The organism is Streptomyces sp. NBC_01707 (genome assembly GCF_041438805.1).
In the GTDB taxonomy this organism is placed as follows: domain Bacteria; phylum Actinomycetota; class Actinomycetes; order Streptomycetales; family Streptomycetaceae; genus Streptomyces.
This window is the reverse complement of record NZ_CP109190.1, coordinates 981,353-1,005,513: the sequence shown is the minus strand read 5'-3', so window position 1 is coordinate 1,005,513 and position 24,161 is coordinate 981,353. Positions and strand designations below refer to the sequence as shown.

At 67.0% G+C, this 24,161-nt stretch carries 19 protein-coding genes and 5 pseudogenes; 13 read left to right on the top strand and 11 right to left on the bottom strand.

Annotation, left to right across the window (positions count from 1 at the left end):
• Window positions 1-47 precede the first annotated feature (47 nt).
• The 3 genes and pseudogenes from OG963_RS04645 to OG963_RS04635 all read left to right on the top strand — a co-directional run.
• Window positions 48-1,676, top strand: a complete 1,629-nt coding sequence (locus OG963_RS04645) for a phytoene desaturase family protein (RefSeq protein ID WP_371798499.1) — start codon at window positions 48-50, stop codon at window positions 1,674-1,676.
• Between the two features lie 483 nt (window positions 1,677-2,159).
• A complete protein-coding gene (locus OG963_RS04640; RefSeq protein ID WP_319741298.1) occupies window positions 2,160-2,441 on the top strand; it encodes a hypothetical protein in 282 nt (93 codons plus the stop codon).
• Between the two features lie 159 nt (window positions 2,442-2,600).
• A pseudogene (locus OG963_RS04635) lies at window positions 2,601-4,190 on the top strand (thiamine pyrophosphate-dependent enzyme); the annotation flags it as partial.
• 331 nt (window positions 4,191-4,521) lie between these two features.
• Here OG963_RS04635 and OG963_RS04630 read toward each other — a convergent pair.
• Window positions 4,522-5,682 (bottom strand): glutathione-independent formaldehyde dehydrogenase, encoded by a 1,161-nt coding sequence (locus OG963_RS04630; RefSeq protein ID WP_319741313.1) that lies wholly within the window; start codon window positions 5,680-5,682, stop codon window positions 4,522-4,524.
• A 586-nt stretch (window positions 5,683-6,268) separates the two neighbouring features.
• Between OG963_RS04630 and OG963_RS04625 the strand changes: the two genes are divergently transcribed.
• The 3 genes and pseudogenes from OG963_RS04625 to OG963_RS04615 all read left to right on the top strand — a co-directional run bounded on the left by OG963_RS04625 (window position 6,269) and on the right by OG963_RS04615 (window position 8,261).
• A complete protein-coding gene (locus OG963_RS04625; protein ID WP_371798498.1) occupies window positions 6,269-6,769 on the top strand; it encodes a Ku protein in 501 nt (166 codons plus the stop codon).
• A gap of 299 nt (window positions 6,770-7,068) precedes the next feature.
• Window positions 7,069-7,401: pseudogene (locus OG963_RS04620) on the top strand (gfo/Idh/MocA family oxidoreductase); the annotation flags it as partial.
• 419 nt (window positions 7,402-7,820) lie between these two features.
• Window positions 7,821-8,261 carry a TspO/MBR family protein gene (locus OG963_RS04615; RefSeq protein WP_371798497.1) on the top strand — a complete coding sequence of 147 codons (441 nt, stop codon included), beginning with the start codon at window positions 7,821-7,823 and terminating at the stop codon, window positions 8,259-8,261.
• A 59-nt stretch (window positions 8,262-8,320) separates the two neighbouring features.
• Here the strand turns inward: OG963_RS04615 and OG963_RS04610 are convergent, their stop codons facing one another.
• The 3 genes from OG963_RS04610 to OG963_RS04600 form a co-directional block, all read right to left on the bottom strand.
• Window positions 8,321-9,289 carry an SRPBCC family protein gene (locus tag OG963_RS04610; protein ID WP_319741301.1) on the bottom strand — a complete coding sequence of 323 codons (969 nt, stop codon included), beginning with the start codon at window positions 9,287-9,289 and terminating at the stop codon, window positions 8,321-8,323.
• Window positions 9,290-9,293: 4 nt separating this feature from the next.
• Window positions 9,294-10,031 (bottom strand): histone protein, encoded by a 738-nt coding sequence (locus tag OG963_RS04605; protein ID WP_371798496.1) that lies wholly within the window; start codon window positions 10,029-10,031, stop codon window positions 9,294-9,296.
• A 368-nt stretch (window positions 10,032-10,399) separates the two neighbouring features.
• On the bottom strand, window positions 10,400-11,233 hold the full coding sequence (locus OG963_RS04600) for an RNA polymerase sigma factor SigF (RefSeq protein WP_371800264.1): 834 nt from the start codon (window positions 11,231-11,233) through the stop codon (window positions 10,400-10,402).
• 277 nt (window positions 11,234-11,510) lie between these two features.
• Between OG963_RS04600 and OG963_RS04595 the strand changes: the two genes are divergently transcribed.
• From OG963_RS04595 to OG963_RS04585, 3 genes are all read left to right on the top strand, one after another.
• Window positions 11,511-11,678: a hydrophobic protein gene (locus OG963_RS04595; protein ID WP_319741304.1), complete on the top strand. Its 168-nt coding sequence runs from the start codon at window positions 11,511-11,513 to the stop codon at window positions 11,676-11,678.
• A 2,264-nt stretch (window positions 11,679-13,942) separates the two neighbouring features.
• The gene (locus OG963_RS04590; protein ID WP_319741305.1) at window positions 13,943-14,503 is read left to right on the top strand and encodes a hemerythrin domain-containing protein; all 561 of its coding nucleotides are present in this window, start codon (window positions 13,943-13,945) and stop codon (window positions 14,501-14,503) included.
• A gap of 157 nt (window positions 14,504-14,660) precedes the next feature.
• Window positions 14,661-15,182 carry a hypothetical protein gene (locus OG963_RS04585; protein ID WP_371798495.1) on the top strand — a complete coding sequence of 174 codons (522 nt, stop codon included), beginning with the start codon at window positions 14,661-14,663 and terminating at the stop codon, window positions 15,180-15,182.
• Window positions 15,183-15,213: 31 nt separating this feature from the next.
• Here OG963_RS04585 and OG963_RS04580 read toward each other — a convergent pair.
• Window positions 15,214-15,564: pseudogene (locus OG963_RS04580) on the bottom strand (hypothetical protein); the annotation flags it as partial.
• A 17-nt stretch (window positions 15,565-15,581) separates the two neighbouring features.
• Window positions 15,582-16,892 (bottom strand): PP2C family protein-serine/threonine phosphatase, encoded by a 1,311-nt coding sequence (locus tag OG963_RS04575; RefSeq protein WP_371798494.1) that lies wholly within the window; start codon window positions 16,890-16,892, stop codon window positions 15,582-15,584.
• A 545-nt stretch (window positions 16,893-17,437) separates the two neighbouring features.
• Between OG963_RS04575 and OG963_RS04570 the strand changes: the two genes are divergently transcribed.
• Window positions 17,438-17,866, top strand: a complete 429-nt coding sequence (locus tag OG963_RS04570) for a Fur family transcriptional regulator (RefSeq protein WP_371798493.1) — start codon at window positions 17,438-17,440, stop codon at window positions 17,864-17,866.
• 146 nt (window positions 17,867-18,012) lie between these two features.
• Here the strand turns inward: OG963_RS04570 and OG963_RS04565 are convergent, their stop codons facing one another.
• The 4 genes from OG963_RS04565 to OG963_RS04550 are packed head-to-tail and all read right to left on the bottom strand — an operon-like array spanning window position 18,013 to window position 19,430.
• Window positions 18,013-18,213, bottom strand: coding sequence for a hypothetical protein (locus OG963_RS04565; RefSeq protein ID WP_371798492.1), 201 nt, complete (start codon window positions 18,211-18,213; stop codon window positions 18,013-18,015).
• Entirely contained in the window at window positions 18,210-18,626 is a 417-nt protein-coding gene (locus OG963_RS04560) for a DUF3618 domain-containing protein (protein WP_371798491.1), read from the bottom strand. Before OG963_RS04560 ends, OG963_RS04565 begins: the two co-directional genes overlap by 4 nt.
• The gene (locus tag OG963_RS04555; RefSeq protein ID WP_371798490.1) at window positions 18,562-19,068 is read right to left on the bottom strand and encodes a hypothetical protein; all 507 of its coding nucleotides are present in this window, start codon (window positions 19,066-19,068) and stop codon (window positions 18,562-18,564) included. Before OG963_RS04555 ends, OG963_RS04560 begins: the two co-directional genes overlap by 65 nt.
• Window positions 19,065-19,430 carry a hypothetical protein gene (locus OG963_RS04550; RefSeq protein WP_319741311.1) on the bottom strand — a complete coding sequence of 122 codons (366 nt, stop codon included), beginning with the start codon at window positions 19,428-19,430 and terminating at the stop codon, window positions 19,065-19,067. Before OG963_RS04550 ends, OG963_RS04555 begins: the two co-directional genes overlap by 4 nt.
• Window positions 19,431-20,027: 597 nt before the next feature.
• On the opposite strand from OG963_RS04550, the gene OG963_RS04545 reads away from it, so the two are divergent.
• The 3 genes and pseudogenes from OG963_RS04545 to OG963_RS04535 all read left to right on the top strand — a co-directional run bounded on the left by OG963_RS04545 (window position 20,028) and on the right by OG963_RS04535 (window position 22,292).
• Window positions 20,028-20,906, top strand: a complete 879-nt coding sequence (locus OG963_RS04545) for an SDR family oxidoreductase (protein ID WP_319741312.1) — start codon at window positions 20,028-20,030, stop codon at window positions 20,904-20,906.
• Between the two features lie 149 nt (window positions 20,907-21,055).
• Window positions 21,056-21,391, top strand: a pseudogene (locus OG963_RS04540) (site-specific integrase); the annotation flags it as partial.
• A 388-nt stretch (window positions 21,392-21,779) separates the two neighbouring features.
• A complete protein-coding gene (locus OG963_RS04535; RefSeq protein WP_371800263.1) occupies window positions 21,780-22,292 on the top strand; it encodes an AAA family ATPase in 513 nt (170 codons plus the stop codon).
• A 330-nt stretch (window positions 22,293-22,622) separates the two neighbouring features.
• Here OG963_RS04535 and OG963_RS04530 read toward each other — a convergent pair.
• Window positions 22,623-24,092, bottom strand: a pseudogene (locus tag OG963_RS04530) (DUF4158 domain-containing protein); the annotation flags it as partial.
• Window positions 24,093-24,161: the final 69 nt, after the last annotated feature.

The window sequence follows — 24,161 nt, the reverse complement described above, 5'->3', positions numbered from 1 at the left end:
AGTGATGTCCCGCCTGCGGCCGGGCCGCGTCGACGAGAGGCGTGCCGATGCCCGACGCAGTCGTAATCGGAAGCGGACCGAATGGATTGGTAGCAGCCAATCTCCTCGCTGATGCGGGGTGGGCCGTGGAGGTGTTCGAGGCTCAGTCTGAACCGGGCGGAGCCGTGCGTAGTGATCGCGCGGTCCATCCGGACTATGTCACGGACATATTCAGTGCCTTCTATCCGCTCGCAGCCGCGTCGCCGGTACTGTCTCGGCTTGACCTGGGCCGGGACGGCCTTCGGTGGGTCCATGCTCCACATGTACTCGCGCATCCCTTGTTGGACGGGAGGTGCGCTGTACTCGACCGCGACCGCGACGTGACGGCCGGGAGTCTCGATGAGTTCGCTCCTGGTGACGGGGAAGCCTGGATGGGCCTATGTCACATGTGGGACCGGATCGGCAACGATCTCCTGAGCTCGCTGTTCTCACCGTTTCCGCCCTTGCGCGCCGCAGGAGTTCTGGCATGGCGCCTACGAGCGGCAGGGGGGCTCAGGCTGGCACGCAGCATGCTCCTGCCGGTCCGCCGATTCGGCGAGGAGGAATTTGCCGGTCAGGGGGGCCGGCTTCTGTTGGCAGGGAACGCGTTGCACGCGGATTTCGCTCCCGAGGCAGCGGGAAGCGGTGGCTTCGGCTGGCTCATGTCCATGCTCGGGCAGTCGTACGGCTTTCCTGTGCCGGCAGGAGGATCCAGCGCACTGACCTCTGCTCTGGTACGGCGTCTGAGTGCGCGCGGCGCGGCGGTGCACTGCGGACAACGCGTCACCGAAGTCGTCGTACGCCGGGGCCGGGCCGTCGGGGTGCGGACAGCCCAGGGAGGGGCAATCACGGCGCGTAAGGCCGTCCTTGCCGACGTGTCGGCACCTGCCTTGTATCAGGAGTTGGTGGGCGCGGAACATTTGCCGCCCCGCATCTTCGACGATCTACGACGGTTCCAGTGGGACTTTGCCACCTTCAAGGTCGACTGGGCACTTGATGGTCCGGTGCCCTGGAGCGCCCAGGGGCCTGGTTCGGCCGGCACCGTCCATCTGGCCGAGGGTGTGGACGAACTCACCAGGTTTGCTGCACAGATTGCGATGGGTCGTATTCCTGACCGCCCATTTACCTTGGTGGGCCAGATGACGACGTCCGACGCCACCCGCTCGCCCCTCGGTACCGAATCCGCCTGGGCCTACACCCACGTGCCCCACTCGGTGAAGGGAGACGCCGGCGCGGACGACCTGACCGGGCGATGGGACAGCCGGGAGCAGGAAGCGATGGCTGACAGGATCGAGGGGCATATCGAGCGCTACGCTCCGGGGTTCCGCAATAAAATCATCAGCAGGCGCATTCTCGCACCACCCGCCCTACACCAAGCGGACAGTAACCTCTATGACGGCGCGATCAACGGGGGCACCGCCAACCTGCACCAACAACTGGTTTTCCGGCCGGTTCCCGGTATGGGCCGGCCGGAGACACCGGTCCCCGGCCTCTATCTGGCCTCTGCCTCGGCCCACCCGGGCGGCGGAGTGCATGGCGCCCCTGGCGCCAACGCAGCGCACGCGGCTCTTCATGCCACTCGAGGCAGCGCTGCCATCCTGGCGGCTCTACAGCGCTCCCTTGCACGTCACGGCAGAAGCGGCGGCCACGTTCTATAGGACCGGGAAAGCGCGATCGAGGGGACCCGTGATCAATTCCGTTGGTCGGTCAGCGCACGGTTGGCTCTCTGACCGAGTTCGGCCACCTTCACGGTGTGGCGATCCGTGGCGGTGATGAAAACAGCGACTGGCTGGACTCCATCCGGCCGGCCAGGACATGGATTTCGATGACACATCGGCGCCGCCCTGACCGTTCGTTGGACTGGATGCTTTTGCGGGCGATCTCGGCTCCACCGCGGGCACGCCCCGCCGCGCACGTCGCCGATCATGCGCCTGACTCCGTATGGGGTGCGCCGGGTCTCGTAGAATCCCGCGATGCCGGGCTCGGCGGGGGCGGCTAGGTACATGGTCGCAACCCGGGAGGATCCCATGCGGGACGGCAGTGCTTCTACCTGGACCACCATTGCGTAATCATCCACGGCGGCGCTGCATAGCCAAATGCTTTCGCCGGGACAAAACGCTTTTTAGCTTAGTATCGGTGGAATGGCACACACCCTGGAAGAACTGGTCGAGTTGCAGCGCGCCGTCATTGCTGCCCATAACCGGGTCACGGAACTGCGGGCTGCCTTTGGGCCGCCGACGGGCGAGCCGTGGACCGAAGCGCAGACGGCGGCGCATGAGACGGCATGGCGGGCATTTCGCGATCTTGAACGCGATGTCCAAGACGCCGTTACCCGTTTCGCCAAGGATGGCGATCTCGACCGCGCCGATGTCAAGCGAACTGTCCAGTTCCGGGCGAGCACCCCGCTTGAGGGGAACAAATAACCTTGTCGGAGTTTGGTGCGGTCATGAGCTGGGCCCCCGAGCGTTAATATTCGGGGGCCCAGTAAGTGCTGTCGCCCGTCGGGGGCGGACCGGGGACAGCTGTGACGGTCACCCATCCGTGTGGGCTACCGGGAAGCGACGCGATGGCCAGCGTACGGTATCGCTGTCCTACCTGGTTGCCCTGGCGTATTTTCCCCCGCATTACCCGATCCGGCCATGATGGCCGCCTTCGAGGCTGTGGGTTATGCCAAGTTCTCCGGCAAGGTCGGCGTATGCGCCGCCACCTCGGGGCCCGGCGCGATTCACCTGCTCAACGGCCTTTACGACGCCAAGCTGGACCACGTCCCGGTGGTGGCGATCGGCGGGCAGACCAACCGCAGCGCCATGGGTGGCTCCTACCAGCAGGAAGCCGACCTCCTCAGCCTCTACAAGGACGTCGCCTCCGAGTTCTGCGAGATGGTGGCGGTCCCCGAGCAGCTCCCCAACGTCATCGACCGGGCCATGCGGACCGCCTACGCCAAACGCACCGTCACCGCCGTCGTGATCCCTGCGGACGTGCAGGAACTGGACTATTCCCCGCCGACCCACTCGTTCAAGATGGTCCCCTCCAGCCTGGGTCTGGCCGACTACGCCCCGATCCCTGCGGCTCACGAGATCACGCGGGCAGCCGAAGTGCTTAACGCCGTTGAGAAGGTGGCCGTTCTGATCGGGCAGGAGGCCCGGGCAGAGGTCGAGCAGCTTGCCGAGCTGCTGGGTGCAGGTGTGGCCAAGGCCTTGCTCGAGAAGGACGCGCTGCCCGACGTTCTGCCGTACGTCACCGGTTCCATCGGCTTGCTCGGCACCCGGCCCTCCTACGAGCTGATGAGGGGCTGCGACACACTCCTGGTTGTGGGGTCGAGTTTCCCGTACACCCAGTTCATGCCCGAACTGGACCAGGCCCGCGCGGTGCAGATCGATATCGAGCCCTTCATGGTCGGTCTGCGCTACCCCTTCGAGGTAAACCTCACTCTCGCTGGTGGGAAGTCATGCAGCGCCGGGTCGCCGTCGACGCCGATCCCATCAACCCGGAATACGTCGTCCACCCCCTGGACGCTCTGCTCCCGGACAACGTCATTCTCGCCGCCGACTCCGGCTCCGCAGCGAACTGGTACGCACGCCACCTGCGGATGCGCGGATCGATGCGCGGGCCCCTGTCGGGCACCCTGGCCACCATGGGGCCGGGGGTGCCCTACCTCATCGGAGCCAAGTTCGCTCATCCCGACCGGCCGGCCATCGCCCTCGTGGGGGACGGCGCGATGCAGATGAACGGAATGTCCGAGCTGATCACCGCGGCGAAGTACTGGCCGGAGTGGGGCGACCCGCGGCTGATTGTGGCGGTGCTGAACAACCAGGACCTCAACCAGGTCACTTGGGAGATGCGCGCCATGTCGGGCGCCCCGCAGTTCCTGCCTTCCCAGTCCCTCCCGGACGTGCCCTACGCGGACTTTGCCCGCTCGATCGGCCTTGACGGCGTGAGGGTGGAGAAGCCTGGCGAGGTGGAAGCGGCCTGGCACCGGGCGCCGGGCGCTGACCGGCCGTTCGTCATCGATTTCCGTACCGACCCGGCCGTGCCCCCGATTCCGCCCCCCCGCGAGTCTCGAACAGATCGAAGCCGCGGCGACGGCGATCCTCAAGGGGGACAGCGACAAGGCCGGAATGGTCCGGCAGGGCTTCAAGGCCAAGGTGCAGGAGATGCTGCCCGGTCACCGCCTGACCGCGCGTACTGCCGACGACGGCAGCCCGGTGGTGGAGGACGTGGAGGCGGCCGCCTACACCGTCCCCACCGACGCACCAGAAGGGGACGGGACACTGTCGTGGGACTCGACGACGCTCGTAGCGGTGCGGGCACGCTGCGGCGCCACCACGGGCCTCGGCTACACCTACGGTTCCCCGACCCCCGCTCAAGTGGTCGCGAAGCAGCTGGCCGACGTCCCTGTGACTGAGTGGTTGACGCGGGACGGCGTCCAGGCCGCGAATTGCGTGCGCCGGGACACGATGGTCCGGCTTTCGTAGATATGGCGCGTGGGTTCGGCTGCGGTGGTCAGGGATTGCCGTTCGGGTGCAGGACGACCTTCGTCCAGCCGTCGTCGCGGGCGTCGAAGTGTTCGTAGGCGCTGGGAGCCTCGTCGAGGCTGAGTTCGTGGGAGACGATGAAGCTGGGCTCCGCCTTACCGCCGGCGATCAGGTCGCGCAGGGCGCGGTTGTACCTTTTGACCGGAGCCTGGCCCGTACCGATCTTCTGACCCTTGAGCCACATCAGGCCGAAGTCGATCGGCACTTTGCCGTGAGCTTCCAGGTCTCCCTGGGCCTCCGCTCCTCCAGGGTCCTCGGGCAGAAACACGCCCACGACCCCGATATCGCCGGTGAAACGGACGGAGTCGATGAGGCCGTTGAGGGCCAGGCTGGCGTCCTCGTGCCCCTGCGGGTCGTGAGCCTGGTATCCGACGCATTCGCAGCCGTTGTCGGCGCCGAGGCCAAGGGTTGCCTCTTTGACAACCTCGACCGGGTTCTCCTTGGTGGTATCGATCGGGATGACACCGATCCCTTCCGCGACGCGCAACCGGTCGGCGTGGTGGTCGGCGATCCAAACCCGGCCGGCACCCCTGAGCACCGCAGAGTAAGCGGCCATCAGGCCCACCGGACCGGCTCCATAAACGATGGTCTGGTCACCGGGCTTGACATCCGCCATCTCGGTGGCGTGGTAGCCGGTGGGGAGGATGTCGGCCAGCATCACGTAGTCCACCTGGCGCTCTGCTGCGTCCTCACCCAGCCGCAGGGCGTTGAAGTCCCCGTACGGCACCCGCAGCATCTCCGCCTGGCCCCCCGGGTACGGGCCCATGTCGGCGAACCCGTAGGCGGCTCCGGCGAGGGTCGGCTCAGGCTGCATGGTCAGACAGTAGTTGGTCAGCCCTTGTTCGCACTGCTTGCAGAAACCACAAGCGATATTGAACGGCAGGACGACGTACTCGCCGACCTTCACCTTGCTGACGGCCGGGCCGACCTCGACGACCTGTCCGAGGTTTTCATGCCCCAGAGTGCGGCCCGTCTCGAAGTCGGTGCGGCCCTCGTACATGTGCAGGTCGGAGCCGCAGATGTTCGTGCTGGTGATCTTCACGATGATGTCGCACGGATGCTCGATCTTTGCGTCCGGCACATCCTTTACGGTAACTGTCCGCGGTCCCTCGTACACCGCTGCCTTCATGATCACTCCCTGGCGGCCGCCGCGAAGGGGGGTAGATCTCAAGGCGGCCGGTAGCAGGTGGCGCCTCCGCAACGAAGGTGCCCTCGGTCTGTGGCTCAGGCGGCCTGCAGTGACCTGGCGAATCCCTTGACGATCGCACCGCAGAGCTCGCCGCTCTCTGGGCCGTGAGCTGGAGGGCCAGTGCCGATCGATGACGCGGACGCTTTATTGCCCGGGAGAGATCCCCCGTAGCGCTCACGCCCACCCGGACCAGCCTCGGCCCGACGGGAAGCGGTCTGGGAATGCCCGTCCAATCCCGAAGCCTGCACGCTTGGACAGGACCACTGGCGACTCGCTGGGGGAAGCCACTATTGATGGCTGCCACGAGACCTAACAGAGCCCTGTGACGGCGGCCTTGGCCCGCTGCTTGCTGGCAGGGCCGCCATCGATCACCCGGAACCACTGGTGCGGGTCAACCAATGCCGTGATCGATCGTTGATCCCATATGAGCGACGACGCCGGGAACCCGCATCGATTCCAGGATAGGTCGCATCAGACTGCCCGGCTCCCTGGACCGGCGGGCCAGGGGGTGTAGTTCTCATGGGCGGTGCGTTACCCGTGTTCCTCGCGCGGGACCATCGACATCAGCGACTTCGTCGACCTGGGCGACGTCGAGCCGGTCTACTTCGACCGCACGTACTGCATCGCCCCCCGCGGCAAGGAGTACACGAAGGTCTATGAGCTGCTGCGGGCGGCGCTGGCGGAGGCGGGCAAAGTCGGCATTGCCACGTTCGTGATGCGCGGCAAGGAGTACCTGACCGCGCTGCGTGCCGAGGACAAGCTCCTGGTGCTTCAGACGCTCCACTGGGCGGACGAGGTCCGCGATCCCGACAAGGAGCTGCCCGAACTGCCTTCTGGCCGTGCCGGCCAGGGCAAGGAGCGGGACATGGCGATCCAGCTGGTCGACGCTCTGGACGCGCAGGGGGATCCGGCCCGGTATCACGACGCCTACCAGGAGAAGGTGCAGGAGCTGGTGCGGGCGAAGGCCGACGGCGAGCAGATCGCCGTGGCGGACGAGGCGCCCAGGCCACGAACGTCGTCGACCTGATGGAACTCCTGCAGGGCCGCCTCGACCAGGCCCAGGGGTCTCGTGAAAAGGAGCCGACTGCCCGGCAGAAGAAGGCTGCTGCCCGCAACATGGGCCAGCCGCGAGCGAATAGGAAGCCCGCCGCCAAGAAGGCCCCGCCGAAGTCAGCCCGTGCGGCGGCGACAACCCGCGGTCAGGGCCGGGGGCAGGAGCGAGCGTCGGCAGTGGACCAAGACGGAGCTGTACCAACGAGCCACCGAGCAGGACATCGCCGGGCGCTCCAAGATGAGCCGGGACGAGCTCATCGACGCGCTCGCCCCGGCCCCCACCTGGTCGACCTCCTCGACGCCGCGATCGGCCCCATCACCGCGATACGCGCCACCGGCGACCCCCGCCGTTGGATCGAGCTCACCTGCGAACACAACAACGGCGCCCTGTCAGGCAGTGTGCGGGTTCCCCGGCCACGCGCGCGGATCGAACTGCTCGGCCAGGCCGAAGAACTCATCTTCGACACCGCCGGCATCGACCACGAGGAGTGTTGGCCCGTCCTGCGCGCCGAGTTCGCAGCGGCCGTCCGCTCCGGCCGCCCCGGTGAGCTGGACGCGCGGCAAGGCCTGCGCTTGCAGGAACTGATCGAGGTCGCCCGGCGCTGATTTCGATGGCACCGTCGGTGTCGTCTGCTACCGCCGTGCCGGGTCAGTTGGCTCATCCGGCCCCGGGCTTGTTATAGGCCGTACGGGAGGGGAACAGGTGACTGGGATGGGCGCAGGCGCACGAGGCAGGCCCCCGTCTCGGCGAAGCCAGGGGGCCCGACTCCTGGCTGAGGGCCTCGTACGAGCGTGCAACGAGGCCTCTTGGAAAGCGGTCCAGTTTGCTATCGGGCAGATGAGCGAACAAGCGGGGCGTCAGGGTGATGTACGGCATGGCCGACGAAGGTGGGGTCGTGGCGGGAAGGATCGTGGGTGTGAGGCTGATCAGCGAATGCAGCGGGCGACGACAGGGCGGCGTTGGCCGACGGTGGCGGAACCCTTCCGGGACTCGGGTGCGGTGGCAGCCCTACGCCGGTGCCGCAATGGCGGTAGCCGCTGCGGCAGCAGTGGGCGCTGCCGCGGTCGACGCGAACAGTGCCTGGTACCGCGGGCTGGCCACACCGCGTTGGCAGCCGCCACGCTGGGCCTTCGGTGCGTTCTGGCCATTCCTCCACGCGACTACCGCGTGGTCCGCGGGCCGCGCCTGGAGCCAGGCCGGCGAGCGAGAACGTACCGAGCTGGTGGTCGCGCTGACGGTGAACCTGTCGCTGCGCACGGCCTGGAGTTGGGCTTTCTTCGCAGCTCGTAGCCCCCGCGCTGGCTTGGTCAGCACTCTGCTCTTGGACGCCAGCAACCTTCATCTCATTCGCACCACAGCCCGCAGCGACCGACGTGCGGCTGCCGCGCTCCTGCCGTACGCGGCATGGTGCTTGTTCGCCACCGCCCTCAACGCCAGGATCGCCCGGCGTAACCCTCGCCCCTGATATCCGTCACGGCGGTCGCGCATGGCTGCCACCCGCACTGCCAGCATCGTCGTGAGCGATCACCGGTACTCCTCTTCGTCTTCCTCTTCTTCCTCTCTTTCCTCTCCGTCTTCTTCTTCGTCTTCGGGGTATTCGTCCTCTGTGTCTTCCTCGTCGGTGTTTTCCTCGAGGTCCTGGTCTTCGTCGGCGGCCTGTTGCTCTTCCTCGATGGCCTCTTCGTGGGTGCGGACGACTTCGCCGTCGCGGATTTCGCCGCGCCAGCCGTCCGGTTCCTCGTCGGTCAGGGTGACGTATCGCTGGAAGTGCTTGAAGTCGAGCCGCAGGCGGCGCCCCTGGGCGCGCCAGAGGTTGCCGGTCTTCTCGAAGAAGCCGGAAGGGTAGTACTCGACGAGCAGGACGATGCGCGTCAGGGTGGGAGTCAGTTCGTGGAAGCTGACACAGCCGCGCGTGGTTCCCTTGGCTCCTTCCGAGGTCCACGCGATGCGTTCGTCCGGGATCTGTTCCTGGACCGTGGCCTTCCATCCGCGGGTCGAAGGCCCGACCTTGACCTTCCAGTCGCTATCGGCGTCTTCCTTGCCTTTCGAGGCGCTGCGCACGCCCTTGGTGAAGCTGCTGAACTTCTCGTACTGGGTCCAGTGGTCGTAGACGTCGCGTATCGGTACACCTACGTCCAGGACTTCGATGATGTTCATGACCTTGGGGGTGCCGGACCCACGGCCCTTGCCACCTCCCCCGCCGCCGAACGCCTCCTTGGCCTTGCCGACCACGCTGTCCTTGACGCTCTTCGCCTTCTCGCCGATCAGAGCCTTGACCGGCGAATCGCCTTGCAGCATCCGCAGACCTGCCTTGGGCAGCACGCCGCCGTTCTCCGCCACATCCGTGAGTCCGCTGGTGATGTCCCCAAGTTTGTCGCCGGCCTTGTCCGCCAAATTCTCCACCTGGGCGCCCAGGAAGCTCGTGAAGGCGCCGCGCAATTGGTCCAGTCCCGAGCCCTGCTGCCTTCCGGTGTCACGTGCCGTGCCGGCCATGGGTCTACCTCCGCCGCCGTGAGGGTGCCTTCTTCGCCGTCGTTTTCTTGGCTGCGGTCCTCTTCGGCGGAGAAGCGGACTTCGTCGCCGCCGTCTTTTTCGCGGGAGCCGACTTCCTCGCAGGTGCGTTGCGGGTAGCGGCCTTCTTGGGACGACGCTCACGACCGTGACCGTGCCGGGCACCCCCGTCGCGTTCTTCGTCCGACTTCCGGGCTGCGCGGTGACGTCGGGGTTCCGGCTCCTCTTCTTCTTCCGGCTCCTGCTCGTCCTCCGGCTCTTCCTCTTCCTCTTCCTCCTCCGGCTCCTCCTCAGGTTCCTCTTCCTCGTCCCCGGCTTCCTCCCCTTCTTCGGGCTCTTCGTCCTCCGGCTCCTCCTCTTCGTACTCGACTGCCGCTTCTTCGTCTTCGTCCTGCGGTTCTTCCTTGCTCTTGCTGCCTATGAGCTCAGTGCGTTGCTGCAGGGAGTCGGCCAGATCGGCGAGTTTGCGGTCGGCCACCGCGCTCATCGCCTTGCGCCCTGCATCGAGGACCTCACCGCGAAGCTGCTCGTTGAGGTCGGCGAACTGGGGAAGCTCGCGCAACCGCTTGATACTTTCCGTCACCAGCTGTTGTGGTTCCAGCCCGAACCGGCGGCCGGCCAGATAGGTCGCCATCGCGAACGCGACCCGTCCCTTCTTCGACCGGCCCAGGACATACCCGCCGAGAATCGCGGCGGCAAGAGGGACCTTGGGTACATCAGCCATCAGATTTCCCTTCGAGGGACTGCCGAGCAGACGTTCCGGGCTGGCGAGTGAGGCCCGCGCAGGCGTCCCAAATTTCGCAGGCGGGAGATCCGAATGGAGCAGCAGCCGTTGGCCGCGCTGATCACTCCGCCTCTTTCCAGTTTGGGCGGGGATTCCAGCAGCCGCATGCGGAGAGCAGGACCCCCTGGCGTAGCCGTTGGGGCCCCTCACTTCGCCGGTGATGGCTACATATGATCCGTTGGGAGATTTACTCATGTGCGAGGTGCAGGTGTGATGCGGCACTGCTCGCTCATCACAACGGATTCTTTTGTGCAGCAGGACGGTCCAGGCGCTGTGGCGCCTGGACCGTCCTGGAGCTTTCCCGGGGGTCAGCGGGTCGTGAGCATGCCGTCGCGCAGACGCTTCAGGGTGCGTGAGAGTAGACGGGAGACATGCATCTGGGAGCAGCCCAGGTGTTCACCGATCTGGCACTGGGTGAGCTCTTCAACGAACCGCATGTGGATGATCTGCCGGTCGCGCTCGTCGAGATCGGCGATGAGCGGGGCCAGGGCCTGGAAGTCCTCCACGAGTTCCATGGCAGGGTCCTCGCTGCCGACGAAGTCGGCTAGGGCCGCCTCACCGTCCTCATCGTTGCCCAGAGCGGCGTCCAAAGAGGAGGAGTTGTAGCCGTTGGAGGCCAGCCGTGCTTCGGTGACCTCTGCCTCGGTGAGGCTCATCAGCTCGGCCAGTTCCCTGACAGTGGGCGTACGCCCTAGGCGGGTGCGCAGTTCCTCAGTTGCCTTGGCGAGTTCCAGGCGTGCCTCCTGCAGGCGACGCGGTACGTGGACCGCCCACGAGGTATCCCGGAAGAACCGCTTGATCTCACCGACGATGTAGGGGACGGCGAACGAGGTGAACTCGACCTCACGGGACAGCTCGAAACGGTCGATCGCCTTGATCAAGCCGATCATCCCGACCTGGACGATGTCCTCCATGTCGTCGCCGCGGCTGCGGAAACGCCCTGCCGCGTAGCGGACCAGGGACATGTTCATCTCGATGAGGGTGTTACGCGCGTACTGGTACTCGTGCGTGCCTTCCTCCAACACCGCCAGCTGCTCGAAGAACAGCTTGGACAGCGTCCGCGCGTCCTTCGGCGCGACCTTCAGCGGGTCGGTCACCACCGGCAGTTCAGCGATACGCGCGTCGGCACCCGTCCGTGTAATCGCCACTACCTTCATGCCTCTCCCCTTCCTCACCGCCTGCTGGCCTGCCCCTCACGGGCTGTGGACAGGGCGCTTACCCCCATCCTCGGAAAGCATGCGGACGCGGGGGTCTCTCAAGCCTCGAAGAAGTACGTGGGGCCTCGCCCAGTGCTCCAGTTCGCCGGCACTGTGCGCTGTGCATCCGTTCAACGCCAGCATCACCACAGAAGAGAGCGGAGGGGAGCCTAGGCGTGAGGCGGGTATGGCGGGGTAACCGGCGGGCGGGAGGTTGACAACAATGGTTCCCTTGCTGCTCGTTCTGCTGCTCGCTCTGATCCTTTTCGGGGCCGGCTTCGCTCTCAAGGTGCTGTGGTGGGTGGCTATCGCTGTCCTAGTCCTGTGGCTGCTCGGATTCGTTTTGCGCTCCAGCCACAGTGGCGGCAGGCGCCGCTGGTACCGGTGGTGACCACCTGACGCACCGCCAACATGGTGCCTGCCGCACGTACGTGCGGCAGGCACCATGCATGAGCACTGTGCAAGACCAAACTGTCCGGGAACGTGGCTTGATGAGGGGCCGAGGCAGTCCGGTCTGTCGCGTGGGAACCAGCGCGAAGACCTCTCAAGCGGGCCGCCCGGCCCTCGCCCCCTACCCGATACGGTCCGGTCCGGGCGAAACCCTCCCTCGGTAAAGCAACTTGCACAAAACAGAGGGCCGCAGCGCTCGAAGAGGCTGCGGCCCTCTGTTGGGCAACCATGTCAGTGTTCGAAGGCGTTCTTCAGCTTCAAGGGCCTGCTTCACGTCGCCCGCCTTGTCCTGCGTTCTCATCGAACCTGTCCTCCTTCGAAAGCGAAGCCACAGAACGCCGCCTGCCCGGAACAGTGCCATGTAGCCGATCAAGCGTTCAGGCAGCGTCCACTGAGACGTGTCGGGTTCACCCCCTCCTCGCTTCCAGAAGCGGAGGCGCCGCAGGGCATGGGCCACACCCGTCAGGGAGCGGGAGGCCTTAGCTGTCTGGGGTCTGCCAAATGAACGGCCTTGTCTCACTTCCGGTGTTGGCGGTGCGTGCTGCCTTGTCGTTGACATTTCGTGAGGGATGTCAACGACCTTGTAAATGCGGTGATTTCAGGGATTTCGCCGTTGGTCATCGAGAACTTCGTCGGCGACGGGCCGAGGATCCGGGTGAGGGTTGGACGCCGCAAGGGGCGGCTGCCTGCACGGTCTGCGAGGGCACCGTCCGTGCGTGTGGATGTCTATCGCTTACGGACCGTGGCCGATACGCCGGTGGACCGGGTGGTGGACCGAGTGAAGGTGCGGCGGCTGATCTGTCCCACGCGCGGCTGCTGTCAGACCCTTCGGGAGGAGGTGCCTGGCGTGATTGAGCAGTACCCAGCGGCGCCCTGCTCGCCTGACCAGCCAGGGTCAGGCCCCCTGGTGGCTCGCAGCTGTCTGTACGGCGTCGCAGACCGGTCCTCCAGCGCTTGCGCGGCAGGCGCATCCACCCTCTTGCTGCCTCTCACACAAAGCGACCCGGCCTGAGGTTTCCTGGTTCGGGAGGGCAAGAATTCGTCCACGCGAGGAGCCGTTATGACGCGGCGGAGCGGCAAGGACAAACTCACAGGTCAGGCGAAGGAAGCCACAGGCAAGATGGCTGGTGGCCGACGCGAGGAAGCCGAGGGGACGGCCAAGCGCGCCGGAGATGAGATCAAGGAGCGGAGGCGTGGGACCCAAGATCGACCCCTGCCGCAAGAGCCGCCGGATTAGCGCAAACGAGCGCATTATGCCCCGACCCCCTGGCTGAGCGGCGGGAGCTCGACCACAGTCATCAAAATCGAACAGATGTCCGATTTATACTGTTCCTGCACTCTAGAAGTTGCGTGGAGTCGGCCGGGCTTTGCGCGCCGGGCCGAGGGTCGGGCCTCTGGTCAGCGTCTCCGACGGGCATCCCGGGGGCCCGGTGATGCCACCCGCAGCCGAGCGAGCGCACCCCGGACGCATCGTGGGTGCCCCGATAGTCGCGTACTGCTCTGTAGAATCCGGCTATCGCGTGTCACGACCTGATCGAGCGTCTCCGGCGGGCCGGAATCTGTGACACCGAGCCTTGTCTCGACGATCCGCGCTGGATGGAATGCCGCGACGCCAAGCGCACCGGTACGAAGCGGCATAGAACCGGGCTTCACTTCCTACTACGGAGCTCGAGAGAGGCAGCGAGCCGCGATGGCGCGCCATGGATGTTGAATCCGCCCCCTCCCCAAGGGGGCGGATTGCCGCCAGGCCGCAGCCCCACTGGTCGGGGAGGCTGCGCCCGGGTGGCATGCGGAAGCTAACCAGCTCGCACACTCCCGCCCAAAACCCCTATCGGCCAGATGGATGTCCAAGGCCCTGACATACGAAGGTGCCCCTGCCCTGTCCGTAGCCGGAACGGGGCAGCGGGTTTCGTGGAGGGTTTCGTGACCGCCGACAAAACCGGCGGGAGCGCATCACGTCTGGAAGGCCTCGACGCCCCCGCTGGATCGAATGGCGCGGTAGGCCGAGCCCACCGCTACGAAGCAGCGTAAGACCGGGGCGGACTCCCGGCGGGACCTGCCGATTGTCCGTGCCTGCGCCGTGGGGTGCCGCCAGGCGGGTGGCCTGCCCAGGACGTCACGTCAGCGGACAGCCAAAAGGGAACCCATCAGGCGTGGCCGGGCAGCTTCGGCCATTGCACTGGACGATGCGAGAGGAATGTGGGCATGGGGCATGGCGGAAATGTAATCGAGGAGCTTATGGCCGATCACCGGGAGGTGGAGCAGCTCTTCTCCCGGATCGAGGCGCTGCCTACCGGGGACAGTGACCTGCGTGGGCTGGTGGACGAGGTCACCATCGAGCTCGTGCGCCACTCGGTCGCGGAGGAGCAGTACCTATATCCGGCCGTCCGTGAGCACGTCGAGGGCGGTGCGGAACTCGCAGACAAGGAGATCGAGGAGCACGCTGAGGCCGAGAAACTCATGAAGGAGCTGGAGCGGATGCGGGTCGACGACGCACAGTTCCACCCCACGCTGGCGAAGCTGATGGAGGACGTCAGCGCACACATCCGGGACGAGGAAGGGCAGCTGTTCCCGCGGTTGCGCCAGGCGTGTACGAGTGAAGCGCTGGACGACCTGGGTGACAAGGTCCGCCGGGCCAAGGCCATGGCCCCCACGCGGCCGCATCCTTCCGCACCGGACACGCCGCCTGCCAACAAGGTGCTCGCGCCAGGGGTGGGGATGGTGGATCGCGTGCGCGACTTCGTAAGCGGCCGCGGCAAGTCCTGATCCGGGAATCCCGGCCGGCCCGCTCTGCCCCGGGCTGTGACGCAGCTCCTTGTCACAGCCCGGGGAGGGCGGCTTAAGCTGACGAGCTACGTGCGACAGCGCGGCCGGAGCTCATGCACGCCAGATGGTCACCGGGCGCGCGTGAAAGACGGTTCACATGCCCAGTGATCTCTCGCCAGTCATAGCCGCCGCCACACGCTGGCTGCTGACCGCCTACCCGGCAGCCGTTGGCGCCATGAACTACGCGCTGGCCGAAGCCCAGGCGCGGCAGGCGGCCACCCTCGCCGCCTCGTTGCGCTACCCCACGACGTTCGATGTCGAATTGCTGAACCTCCTCGGCCCCGGAGGCTCTGGCCAGCTGGACACACTCACCGGAGCCGACCAGCACCATCTGGGAGAGCCAGAACACGCTTGGCGTACCTGGGTCGACGAAACCGTCGTCAGCTGGGCGGCAAATCTGCTCGCCGATCCCGCCCTCGCCACCGCCGCGGAAACCGCCCTCTCGGCCACAGAACACGGTGCCGGCACCGCGGGGGATATGCGTCGACTGACCCTCCCCAGCCCGCGCGACCACAACGCCGCGCCGTTGCTGCGCCACCCTGACCTGCTTGCATCGGTCGGCAGCGTGCACCGCACCTCTCTCCTCGAACTCCTTCAACCGGAGACGTCCGGAGCGTGATCGGTAAGACCGGCGCCCTACTGGTGCCGCATCAAGCGACGATCGCAGGGCTCACCACCTCGCGTAGACGCTCGTCACTGGCGTGCTCGTTTCGCCAGGTGATGTAGCGGCGAATCCTGCTGCCCTGCGCCTTGTGGCTGGGCTGGTCGGCGTTCTCCAGGGCGAGGTGGCGCAGGGCCGTGAAGTGGGCTTCGACCCGGTTGAGCCAGGAGTGGTCGGTCGGGGTGTAGGCGATCTCGACGCTGTTGGCCTCGGCCCGGTCCGCGACCCGGCGGCATCGCTTGGTGGTCAGGTGCGGGGAGTAGTTGTCGCACACGATCGCGATGCGTTTCTGGGCCGGGCGGAGGGAGCGTCGGAGGCGACAGAACTCCAGGAACTTGGAGCAGGGCTTTGCTTCCTTCAGGGGCCGTCGTCGTCAGCGGGCTGTTGGGCCCACGCGGAGGAAATGGTCTCCGGGGCGGTGGACGGGGGCAGGCCCGCGAGTGCCTGCAGCTGGCCGGGTCGGTAGGGGGTTGGGCCGTGCCATTCCACGAGCATCACGGTGGCGTCGTCGTTGAGGCGGCCGTGGTGGTAGGCCAGGTGGTGCCCGATCAGCCGGCGCAGGGTTTCTGGGACGGGGAGGTCGTCGGCGTGGTGACGAATGAGGAAGTCGGTCAGGCCGTGCAGGCCGAATTCCTGTCCCTCTCGGTTGCGCGCTTCGGTGATGCCGTCGGTGTAGAGCAGCAGGCGGTCCCGGGGTTCGAGCTGGTCGCGGCGTAGGGTGCCGGGCTGGCCCAGCCCGGTTCCCATGGGAGGAGCGGGCGAGCAGGACAGGTGCACGACCGTACGGTTGCCGCGGATGATGACCGGGGGGTGGTGGCCGTAGTTCGTCCAGGTCAGCATGCCGGTGGCCAGGTGAAGGTCGGCCAAGATGCCCGTGGCGTAGCGGTTGCCCGCAAATTGCTCGGTCAGGATCTCACCGACGCCTTCCGCTGTCTGCAGAAGGTCAGCGCCCTGACGGCGGTGATTGCGAGCGGCTGCCAACGCGAGGTTTGCGGTCACTCCGGCGGCGGTGTCGTGTCCCATGGCGTCGAAGACAGACAGATGAACGGTCTCCCCGGTCAGGGCGTAGTCGAAAACATCTCCGCTGACTTGGTAGGCCGGTTCCATAATTGCGCTGATCAAAACACGGTCTGTGGCGAAAGTCCGCGGCGGCATCAGCTGCCATTCCATCTCGGCGGATACATCCATCCTCCGGCGGCGGACCAACTGGGAGTACGAGTCGCTCGTGTCACGCTTGCTCACCAGAAGGAGGGCGACCAATCCGGCGAGCTTGTTCAGATCCTCGTCCGCCTCGACCTGTGCGCCTGGAACGCCGACCCGGAGCACACCAAGACGCTCGGTGCCGTCCAGCAGCGGGACCCACCACTGGCCCTTCGCAGAGGCGGAGGCCGGAAAGGCCTTCCCCAGTTGGAAGGCCCGCCCTGCCACGGTCCCTTCAACGGACAACTCAGTCGGCACGTCGGCGCCACCGGGGCTGACGTCGATGCTGCCGTGCAGCAGGTACAGCCGAACCTGTTGCAGATCGGCCAGATAGATCAGCACCTGAGGCCAGCCCACCCCGGCAGCGTGCGACGCCACCGTGCCAGGCAGCTGCTCCAAAGTCATCAGATGACTCGCAGCGATCAGCTCCGCCAGCACCCGTGCACGCGCAGCTTCCACGCTGTCCATCGACGAACACCCTTCTCAACGTCCGAGCGAGCCGCGCCACTGACGGAACCACACTGACTGGGGAGATTGCTGGTGGAGAACCTGAGGTCCGGCTGATAGGGCCACCAGTCCCGGCTCGCTGCTGCCGGACACTTCTGTCCTTCTCCCTGTCTCGGTTTTCCTTCTGCTGTCTTGCCTGCTCTTGATGTTGCTTGCCTTTGCTGGTGTCGACCACTGCGACCGCGTTCTAGCTGTTGTGCGCATGGAGCCGGTCGGCCGGAACTGCGACGCCGACGATCGTGCCGGATGTCGGCGTCCGTATGTTTGCGCACCACGGACCGCATCGCTACGAGAACACGCTGAGCAACAACCGCGCGTAACAAGCACTCAAGTTCAAAGCGGGCGCGTAATGGAGCTGTGAGCCTTGACCACGGGCGGGCGTGCGCCGCCCTACCCAGCCCCACCGCTTGTGCAGGGGACAGAGTCCGAGTCCCGATTCGCTTTCGCTCAGAAACGGGCGTCATCGCTAAACTCCAGATATCCACCGAGTGAACAGGTGAACCGATATGAGTGACCTGTTGAAACGACTGCGAAGACGTGGCTGGCGGATGACGTCCCAGCGGCGCGTCGTTGCGGAGGTCCTCGACGGCGACCACGTGCACCTCACGGCCGACGAGGTGCACGCCCGGGCGGCGCAGCGGCTGCCCGAGATCTCCCGCGCGACGGTCTACAACGCTCTGGGCGAGCTGGTCTCCCTGGGCGAGGTCATCGAGGTCTCCACCGACGGCCGCGCCAAGCGGTACGACCCCAACGCGCACCGCCCGCACCAGCACCTGGTGTGCACCGGCTGCGGCACCATCCGCGACGTCCACCCGACAGGCAGTCCGCTCGACGACCTCCCCACGGAGGAAAGGTTCGGCTTCGCGGTGTCCGAGGCCGAGATCACCTACCGCGGACTGTGCCCATCCTGCGCCCGCGGTCCCTTGGCAGGGTGATCTTGGTCCCGGGTCCACCCCGGGCGCGCTGCTCGACGCCGTCGCGGGGCAAGTCCGCCCTTGTCCTGGCTGCTTTGCAGCTGGGTACGCATGCTAGCGCTCTCGTCTCCTCGGGCGCCGGCATGAGTCACCGCCTTCTCCATGATTCAGATGCCGGTCTGTCCGCGGGCTTCGTCGGCCACCTGCTGGCCCGATTCGCGGGCCTGTTCCCCGACCTGTCCGGCCCGGTCGCGGGCCTGGTCGCCGGTGGTCCGGGCGGCGTCCGTGGCACTGCTCTTGACCTGCTCGGCGGACTGCGTGGCGTCCTCCTTCAGATGCTGGGCCGACTCCAGGGCCGCCTGCTTCACCGGCTCGACAGCCTCACTTTCGGAAATCTGGGTGGCTGCCTGCTCCTCGGCCTGCGAGGTGGGCAGCAGGGACGCGGCCAGCAGTCCGGCACCGAAAGCAACCAAGCCAGCCCCCAGCGGATTGCCCTGTGTCTGCCGCACGGCCTGCTCCGGCGCTCTACCGACTGCCTCACTGACCCAGCCGGCCGCATCGCCGACCTGTCCGGCCGCCTGGCGCACGGTGTCCGCGGCCTCGCCCGTGCTCTCCTTCGCCGACTCGGCGGCCTGCTGTGTACGGTCCCGGTGGAGTCGGCCACGGTCCCCATGACGCGGTCACGAAGGCCCGACAGCGCACCGCGCACCCGCTGCCTACGGCGGCGCACCATCTGTCCGGGGCTGGCGCGGTCTGCCAGCTGGTCGATGCTTTCCGACAAGACCGTGGAGAGCTTGAAGGAGGATGCGCAATGGGCACGTCACCCGACCAAATGAGGGCCCAGATCGACACCACTCGGGAGCGGCGAGGGCGATCTCCGAGAGGGCTTCCAAAAAGGCCGCGTACGGGTCCAGGAAGGGCCCGTAGCGGTAGTCGTTCTCCTCGGCCCGCCACTGGTCGAGACTCCGCGTCAGGGAGGCCAGTTGGTACAGGGTCCGCTCTAGGGCATCGAGTACCGACTGGTGCCCCCGGCAGCCGAGGTGGTCACGGTAGCGTTTCAGCAGCCGGCGGGGGTTGTAGTGGACGCTTTCCTCGGCGGTGTTGAGGTCGGCCCTGGCCTGGGCGATGAGGCTGCCGGTCCGGGCGGCGCGCTCGCGCCAGCGCGCGGTGGTGTCGACGTCCAGCGTTCCCTCGCGCAGGGCGGGGTGTATGTCGGACGTCAAGTCGTAGAGGGTGCGGGCGAGGACGCGGACGCTGTGTTCCGCGGTGCGGTAACGCATCGGGGGGCGATGGTGACGTTGACCGCGGTGCCGATGGCGCAGCCTATGAGGACCAGCAGCACGATCTGTCCCAGTTGCGGGATCCGTGTCGTGTCGTCGGTGGCGCTGCTGTACGTGGAGAACGCGAAGAACGCCGCGGTGGCCACCTGCGGACCCTGTGCCACCAGCACCCGCGACCGGCCGAGCGACAGCGCGATCACCGTGACCAGCCCGAACGTCAGCAGATCCGGACCAGTGAGAAAGCCGAGCGCGGCCTGAACGGCCACCCCAGCCGCGACCGCGCCGACGTAACGCAGGGACTGCACGATGGACAGGTGACGTGCATGATCATGACTGCGGAGAAAGGCGCAAATGCCGGCGACTGCGCATTGAGGCCATAGAAGGAGACCACCCAGGCGAGCATGGCAGCCAGCGTGCTCTTGCCGATCAGCAGCAGGGTGAGCCGTTCGGAGCCCGCGTAGCGGAAGGCCCGGCCACACCTCTCTCGAACTCGCGCGAACCGCCCCGGCGGCAACCCTTTTGCGGCCGCCTCACCACCCGCCATGCCGAACTCACTCTCCTACGGTTTCCTGCGCCGACTCCATGAGGAGGCCCGCGGGCTCAGTACCAACAGACAGCCGGCGCGCCCGGCGGCCGGTGAGTAACCAGAAACGTGTGTAACCCATGCCCCTGCCCGTAAACACACTGACGCTGCGCGGACCGGCGTGCAGACACAGAGCTACTCGGACATCAGAGAACAACCGCCGGAGAACCCGAATGGATCAATCGATCGGGGGCACTTCGCCCTACGCGGACAGAATGCTCTTCACGGAGCAGAGCGACCGGGACGGGCTTGCGTGAGGACGCTCCGGAGAGGCCCAGTCCGCATGAGGACAGCCGTTCAGCAGAGGAAGGACGATCCGTTGCCCGACACACCCCGTTCTCAGCCCCGGCAACCCGAGCCGGACTTCCCGCAGCAGGACCAGGAGCATCCCGGATGGACCGGCCCCATGGACCCGCCCCCGGATCATGGTGAGGACTCCTACCGGGGGACTGGACGGCTCCAGGACCGCAAGGCGGTGCTGACAGGTGGCGACTCGGGCATCGGGCGCGCTGTCGCGCTGGCCTTCGCCCGGGAGGGCGCCGACGTGCTGTTCACCTACTTGCCCGAGGAGGACGAGGAGGCGGCGGAGACCACCCGCCTCGTCCAGGACGCGGGCCGCACGGCTGTGGCCGTCCCCTGTGACATCCGGGAGGAGGAGCAGTGCCGACGGCTGGTCGAACGGGCGGTGGAGGAGTGGGGCCGCATCGACATTCTCGTCAACAACGCTGCCTATCAGATGTCACAGCCGGACGGAATCGCCGCGATCACCACCGAGCAGTTCGATCGCGTAGTGCACACCAACCTGTACGGCATGTTCTGGCTGTCGAAGATGGCACTACCGCACATTCCGCGGGGCGGTTCCATCATCAACACCACCTCGGTCCAGGCGTACCAGCCCAGCCCGCACCTGCTGGACTACGCCATGACCAAGGGAGCCATCGCCAACTTCACCCAAGGGCTGGCCCAGATGCTCGCCGCCGACGGCATCCGCGTCAACGCCGTGGCCCCAGGGCCGGTCTGGACACCCCTGATCCCCGCGACCCTCCCGGACACCAAGGAATTCGGCAAGCAGTCGCCACTGGGCCGCCCGGCCCAGCCCGCAGAAATGGCTCCTGCCTACGTCTTCCTCGCCTCCGCCGAAGCGGGCTACATCACCGCGGAGATCGTCAACGCCACCGGTGGCTCACCCCTCCCGTAACGGACCAATACACCTAGGCGCCTCGAGTGAACTGCAGAAAGGCTCAGTCCTGGGAGGAGGAACCACCCCAACCCGCGCGCCCTCGTCCCTCAACAGGTCGATCTGCGCGCGGGTTTTCCTGTGTCGCCGCCCGCGACTAACCCGCGCTCCCATACTTCGTCACCCACCGCCGCCCTGGCCCAGGGAAGGTCGTCAGCCCGCGCGACGTGTGCCCGGACACCGGCCTGGCCCGCCTCTCCCACGGCCAGGCCCGCGCCCTGCTCGACGAGCACACCACCGTGCGGGGGCCGGGCACCGGCTGGGACCTGCACGAGTACCGCCACTCCGCCCTGACCCACCTCGGCGAGCAGGGCGCCTCTCTGCTGATGCTGATGGCGAAGTCCCGGCACAAGAAGCCGGAAAACGTCCGCCGCTACTTCAAGCCCTCCCACGAGGCGATCTCCGAAGTGACCAGCCCGCTCGCGCCCGGCGACGCGTGCCGCTGACACCCGGCTGTCACTGCGCTGCCGTGGAACCACACCACGGCCAGACGAGTATCGCTGCCCGCCACCGCTCCGGGCACCCACGCCGCCCGGCGGCACAGTCGGTCCGCTATGGTCAAGGCATGTGCTGCTGTGCTCCCATGACGACAACCGCCGCTTAGCGGCGGTACCGCGGTCCTGTAACCGCGGCCATTGCCTGCCCTGCATGGGGCAGTGCCATGACGTACCGCCGGATCAGTGTCCTGCCGGCAGTCACTCATGTTCCTGTGACGCCGGGCCGTCCTGCCTGATCAGGGAAGTCATGTCTCAGTCACAGCGTTTCGATTCGCAGCATCCGCATGCAGCCGGCCTCAGCGCTACGCAGCACTCACGTGCTGTCATCCTGCTCCTGATGGTCGGGCTCCCTGGGGCTGGGAAAACCACCCGTGCCAAAGAACTCGCCGCAATCCACCGGGCGCTCCGGCTGACCCCCGATCACTGGATGATCCCGCTGTTCGGCGATTCGATGGCCGACGGCAAGCGCTGGGTGCTCGAGGGGCGGCTCATCTCGGTCGCCCTACAGGCGCTGAGGCTGGGGACCAGCGTCGTGCTCGACTTCGGACTCTGGAGCCGCGATGAACGGTCGGCGCTGCGCTGGCTGGCCCGGTCGGTCGGGGCATCATGCCAAGTGGTCTACCTGCCCGTGGACAAGGACGTCCAGCTCGCCCGCGTCGCGCACCGCCAGGAAACAACACCGCATCACACGTTCCCGATGAGCGAGGCCGACCTGGATGTCTGGCGGGAGCAGTTCCAGGTGCCTGACGCCGCCGAACTCGACGGCGGCGAGGTCCCCACGCCACCGGCGGGCTGGCCGAGCTGGCGAGACTGGGCGGCAGAGATCTGGCCCTCGTGCACCGACAGCTAACCTGGCCGGCCGCCCGGCAACACCGGCGCGACCGCCTGCTCCCCTTTGGCAACTTCATGCCGCACTGGCCGCACCGCCGGACGTTCCTACCGGCCATAACGCCAGGGACCTCCCGTCTCTTTGTGGCAAGCGAATTGGGCCCCACACCGGCACGGAAGTTGGCCCCACCAGACGTTCGAATGCCGGGCACGGCCGGCGAGCGCCTCACAGGCAAGGACGCAGCTAGAAGCAGCCGTCTCGTTCCTCGGTCCGCTGCTGGCTCTCCGCCGGGGTGGAGCCATAACGAATGTCGATCACGGCCAAAGTGGGGCCAACTGAACCTGTCACAAACGCCCGCGGGTCGCTCCACTTGGAGGAGTTGCGGGCGAAGACCTGCTTGCTGCGCAGCATCCGGTGCAGCTGCTCCAGCACGCAGAACGTGTACGCCTTCCAGTCCACCGTGCCCGGCTCCAGATGCGGCGCCGAGAGCACCAGGCGCCGCCACGACCCGGTGAGCAGGCCGGTGTCGATCTCGGCCGGGCCGACCTTCTTGCGGCCCATCAGCTCCAGTAGCGACCGCAGCGCGCTCAGGTCCCGAACCGGTTCACCAGCATCGCCCGCCATGCCTCGTCGGCGTCGGAGTCCAGCGGCGGGGTCAGCTCGAACAGCGCGGCGATCGCCGCGGCCAGCTCGTGCCGGGGCACCACCTGCTCGATCTCGGCCCACATCGCCTCCAGGCTCGCCACCTTCGGCGGGGCGATCTCCCCGGTGTCGGTGTCGACCTGCCTGGAGGTGGTGTCGAACACGACCTGGAACGCGGTCGCCAGCTTCGCCGACGCCCGCTCGACTCGCGGCAGGGTCTTGAGCTTCTCCTTCGCGCTCTCGCGCTCCGCGTGGGCCAGCAGCTTCGTCGCGATCAGCACCTCCAGCAGGTCCAGTGCGTCGTCCACAGCCCGCGAGGTGAGGTACACCGTGGTGGCCAGCAGCGTCGCCAGCCGCCGCGCGTCCGAGTGCCGGCGCAGTAGCGACGCCTTACTGTCCACCCCGTACCGCGACAGTTCCGCCAGCCGCCGCGGCGGTATCCCCCACGTCCGAGACGCCCATCCCGAGCGCGGCGAGCTCATCGGCCCGCTCCAGTGCCCGCTTCATCTGCGGGCCCGAGACCCGCACCGGCCCGCGCCGCAGCCGGTCCAGCCCCGAGACCCGCTCGCCGGGCGGCACCGTCAGCAGGGAGTCCAGCACCGCCCGCTGCCCGACGCTCAGCATCCCGTACAGGGGGTCCCACAGTCGCTGGTTCGCCGCCTCCCGCGCCGAGCCCACCAGCCGCGCCAGACGGCTCGCCCCCGGCAACAGCACCCGCCCCTCGCGCAGCCACCCCGCCGCCGCGTCGACCAACGCCTTCGGCCCGCCCCCCGTCGTCCACGTCCTCGCGTCCAGCCAGGCCACCAGCTCCTCGCGGACCTCGGCGAAGTCCCGCCGGCCTCCCGCCTCCTGGATCTCCCCGGCGTGCGTACGGGCCGTGCCGTCCCGCTCCCCATACAGCTTGAGGCACGAGACGTCCGCAATCTCCGACTGCCCGGCCAGGTACTCGGCCCACCTCCGCCGGCACTTGCCGCGGATCCGGCATGAACCGGGACAGGAACCGCACGCTCGTGAGCTGGACCGCGAACCCGAGCCGGTTGTGCGACCTGCGCTTGGCCTGCACCGCCTCCCGGTTCGCGTCGTCCAGGAAAAGTACCGCTCCAGCTCCGCTTGCGAGGGCACCTCGTGGAAGGACCCGTACCGGGCCGCCTTTATCTGTACGCGTTCCGGAAGCGTCAGCGACGTACGGGACGTGGCGTCCGGCAGGGTGCTTGCGCCTGTGGCTGACACCGTGCCGTGACCGTTGTC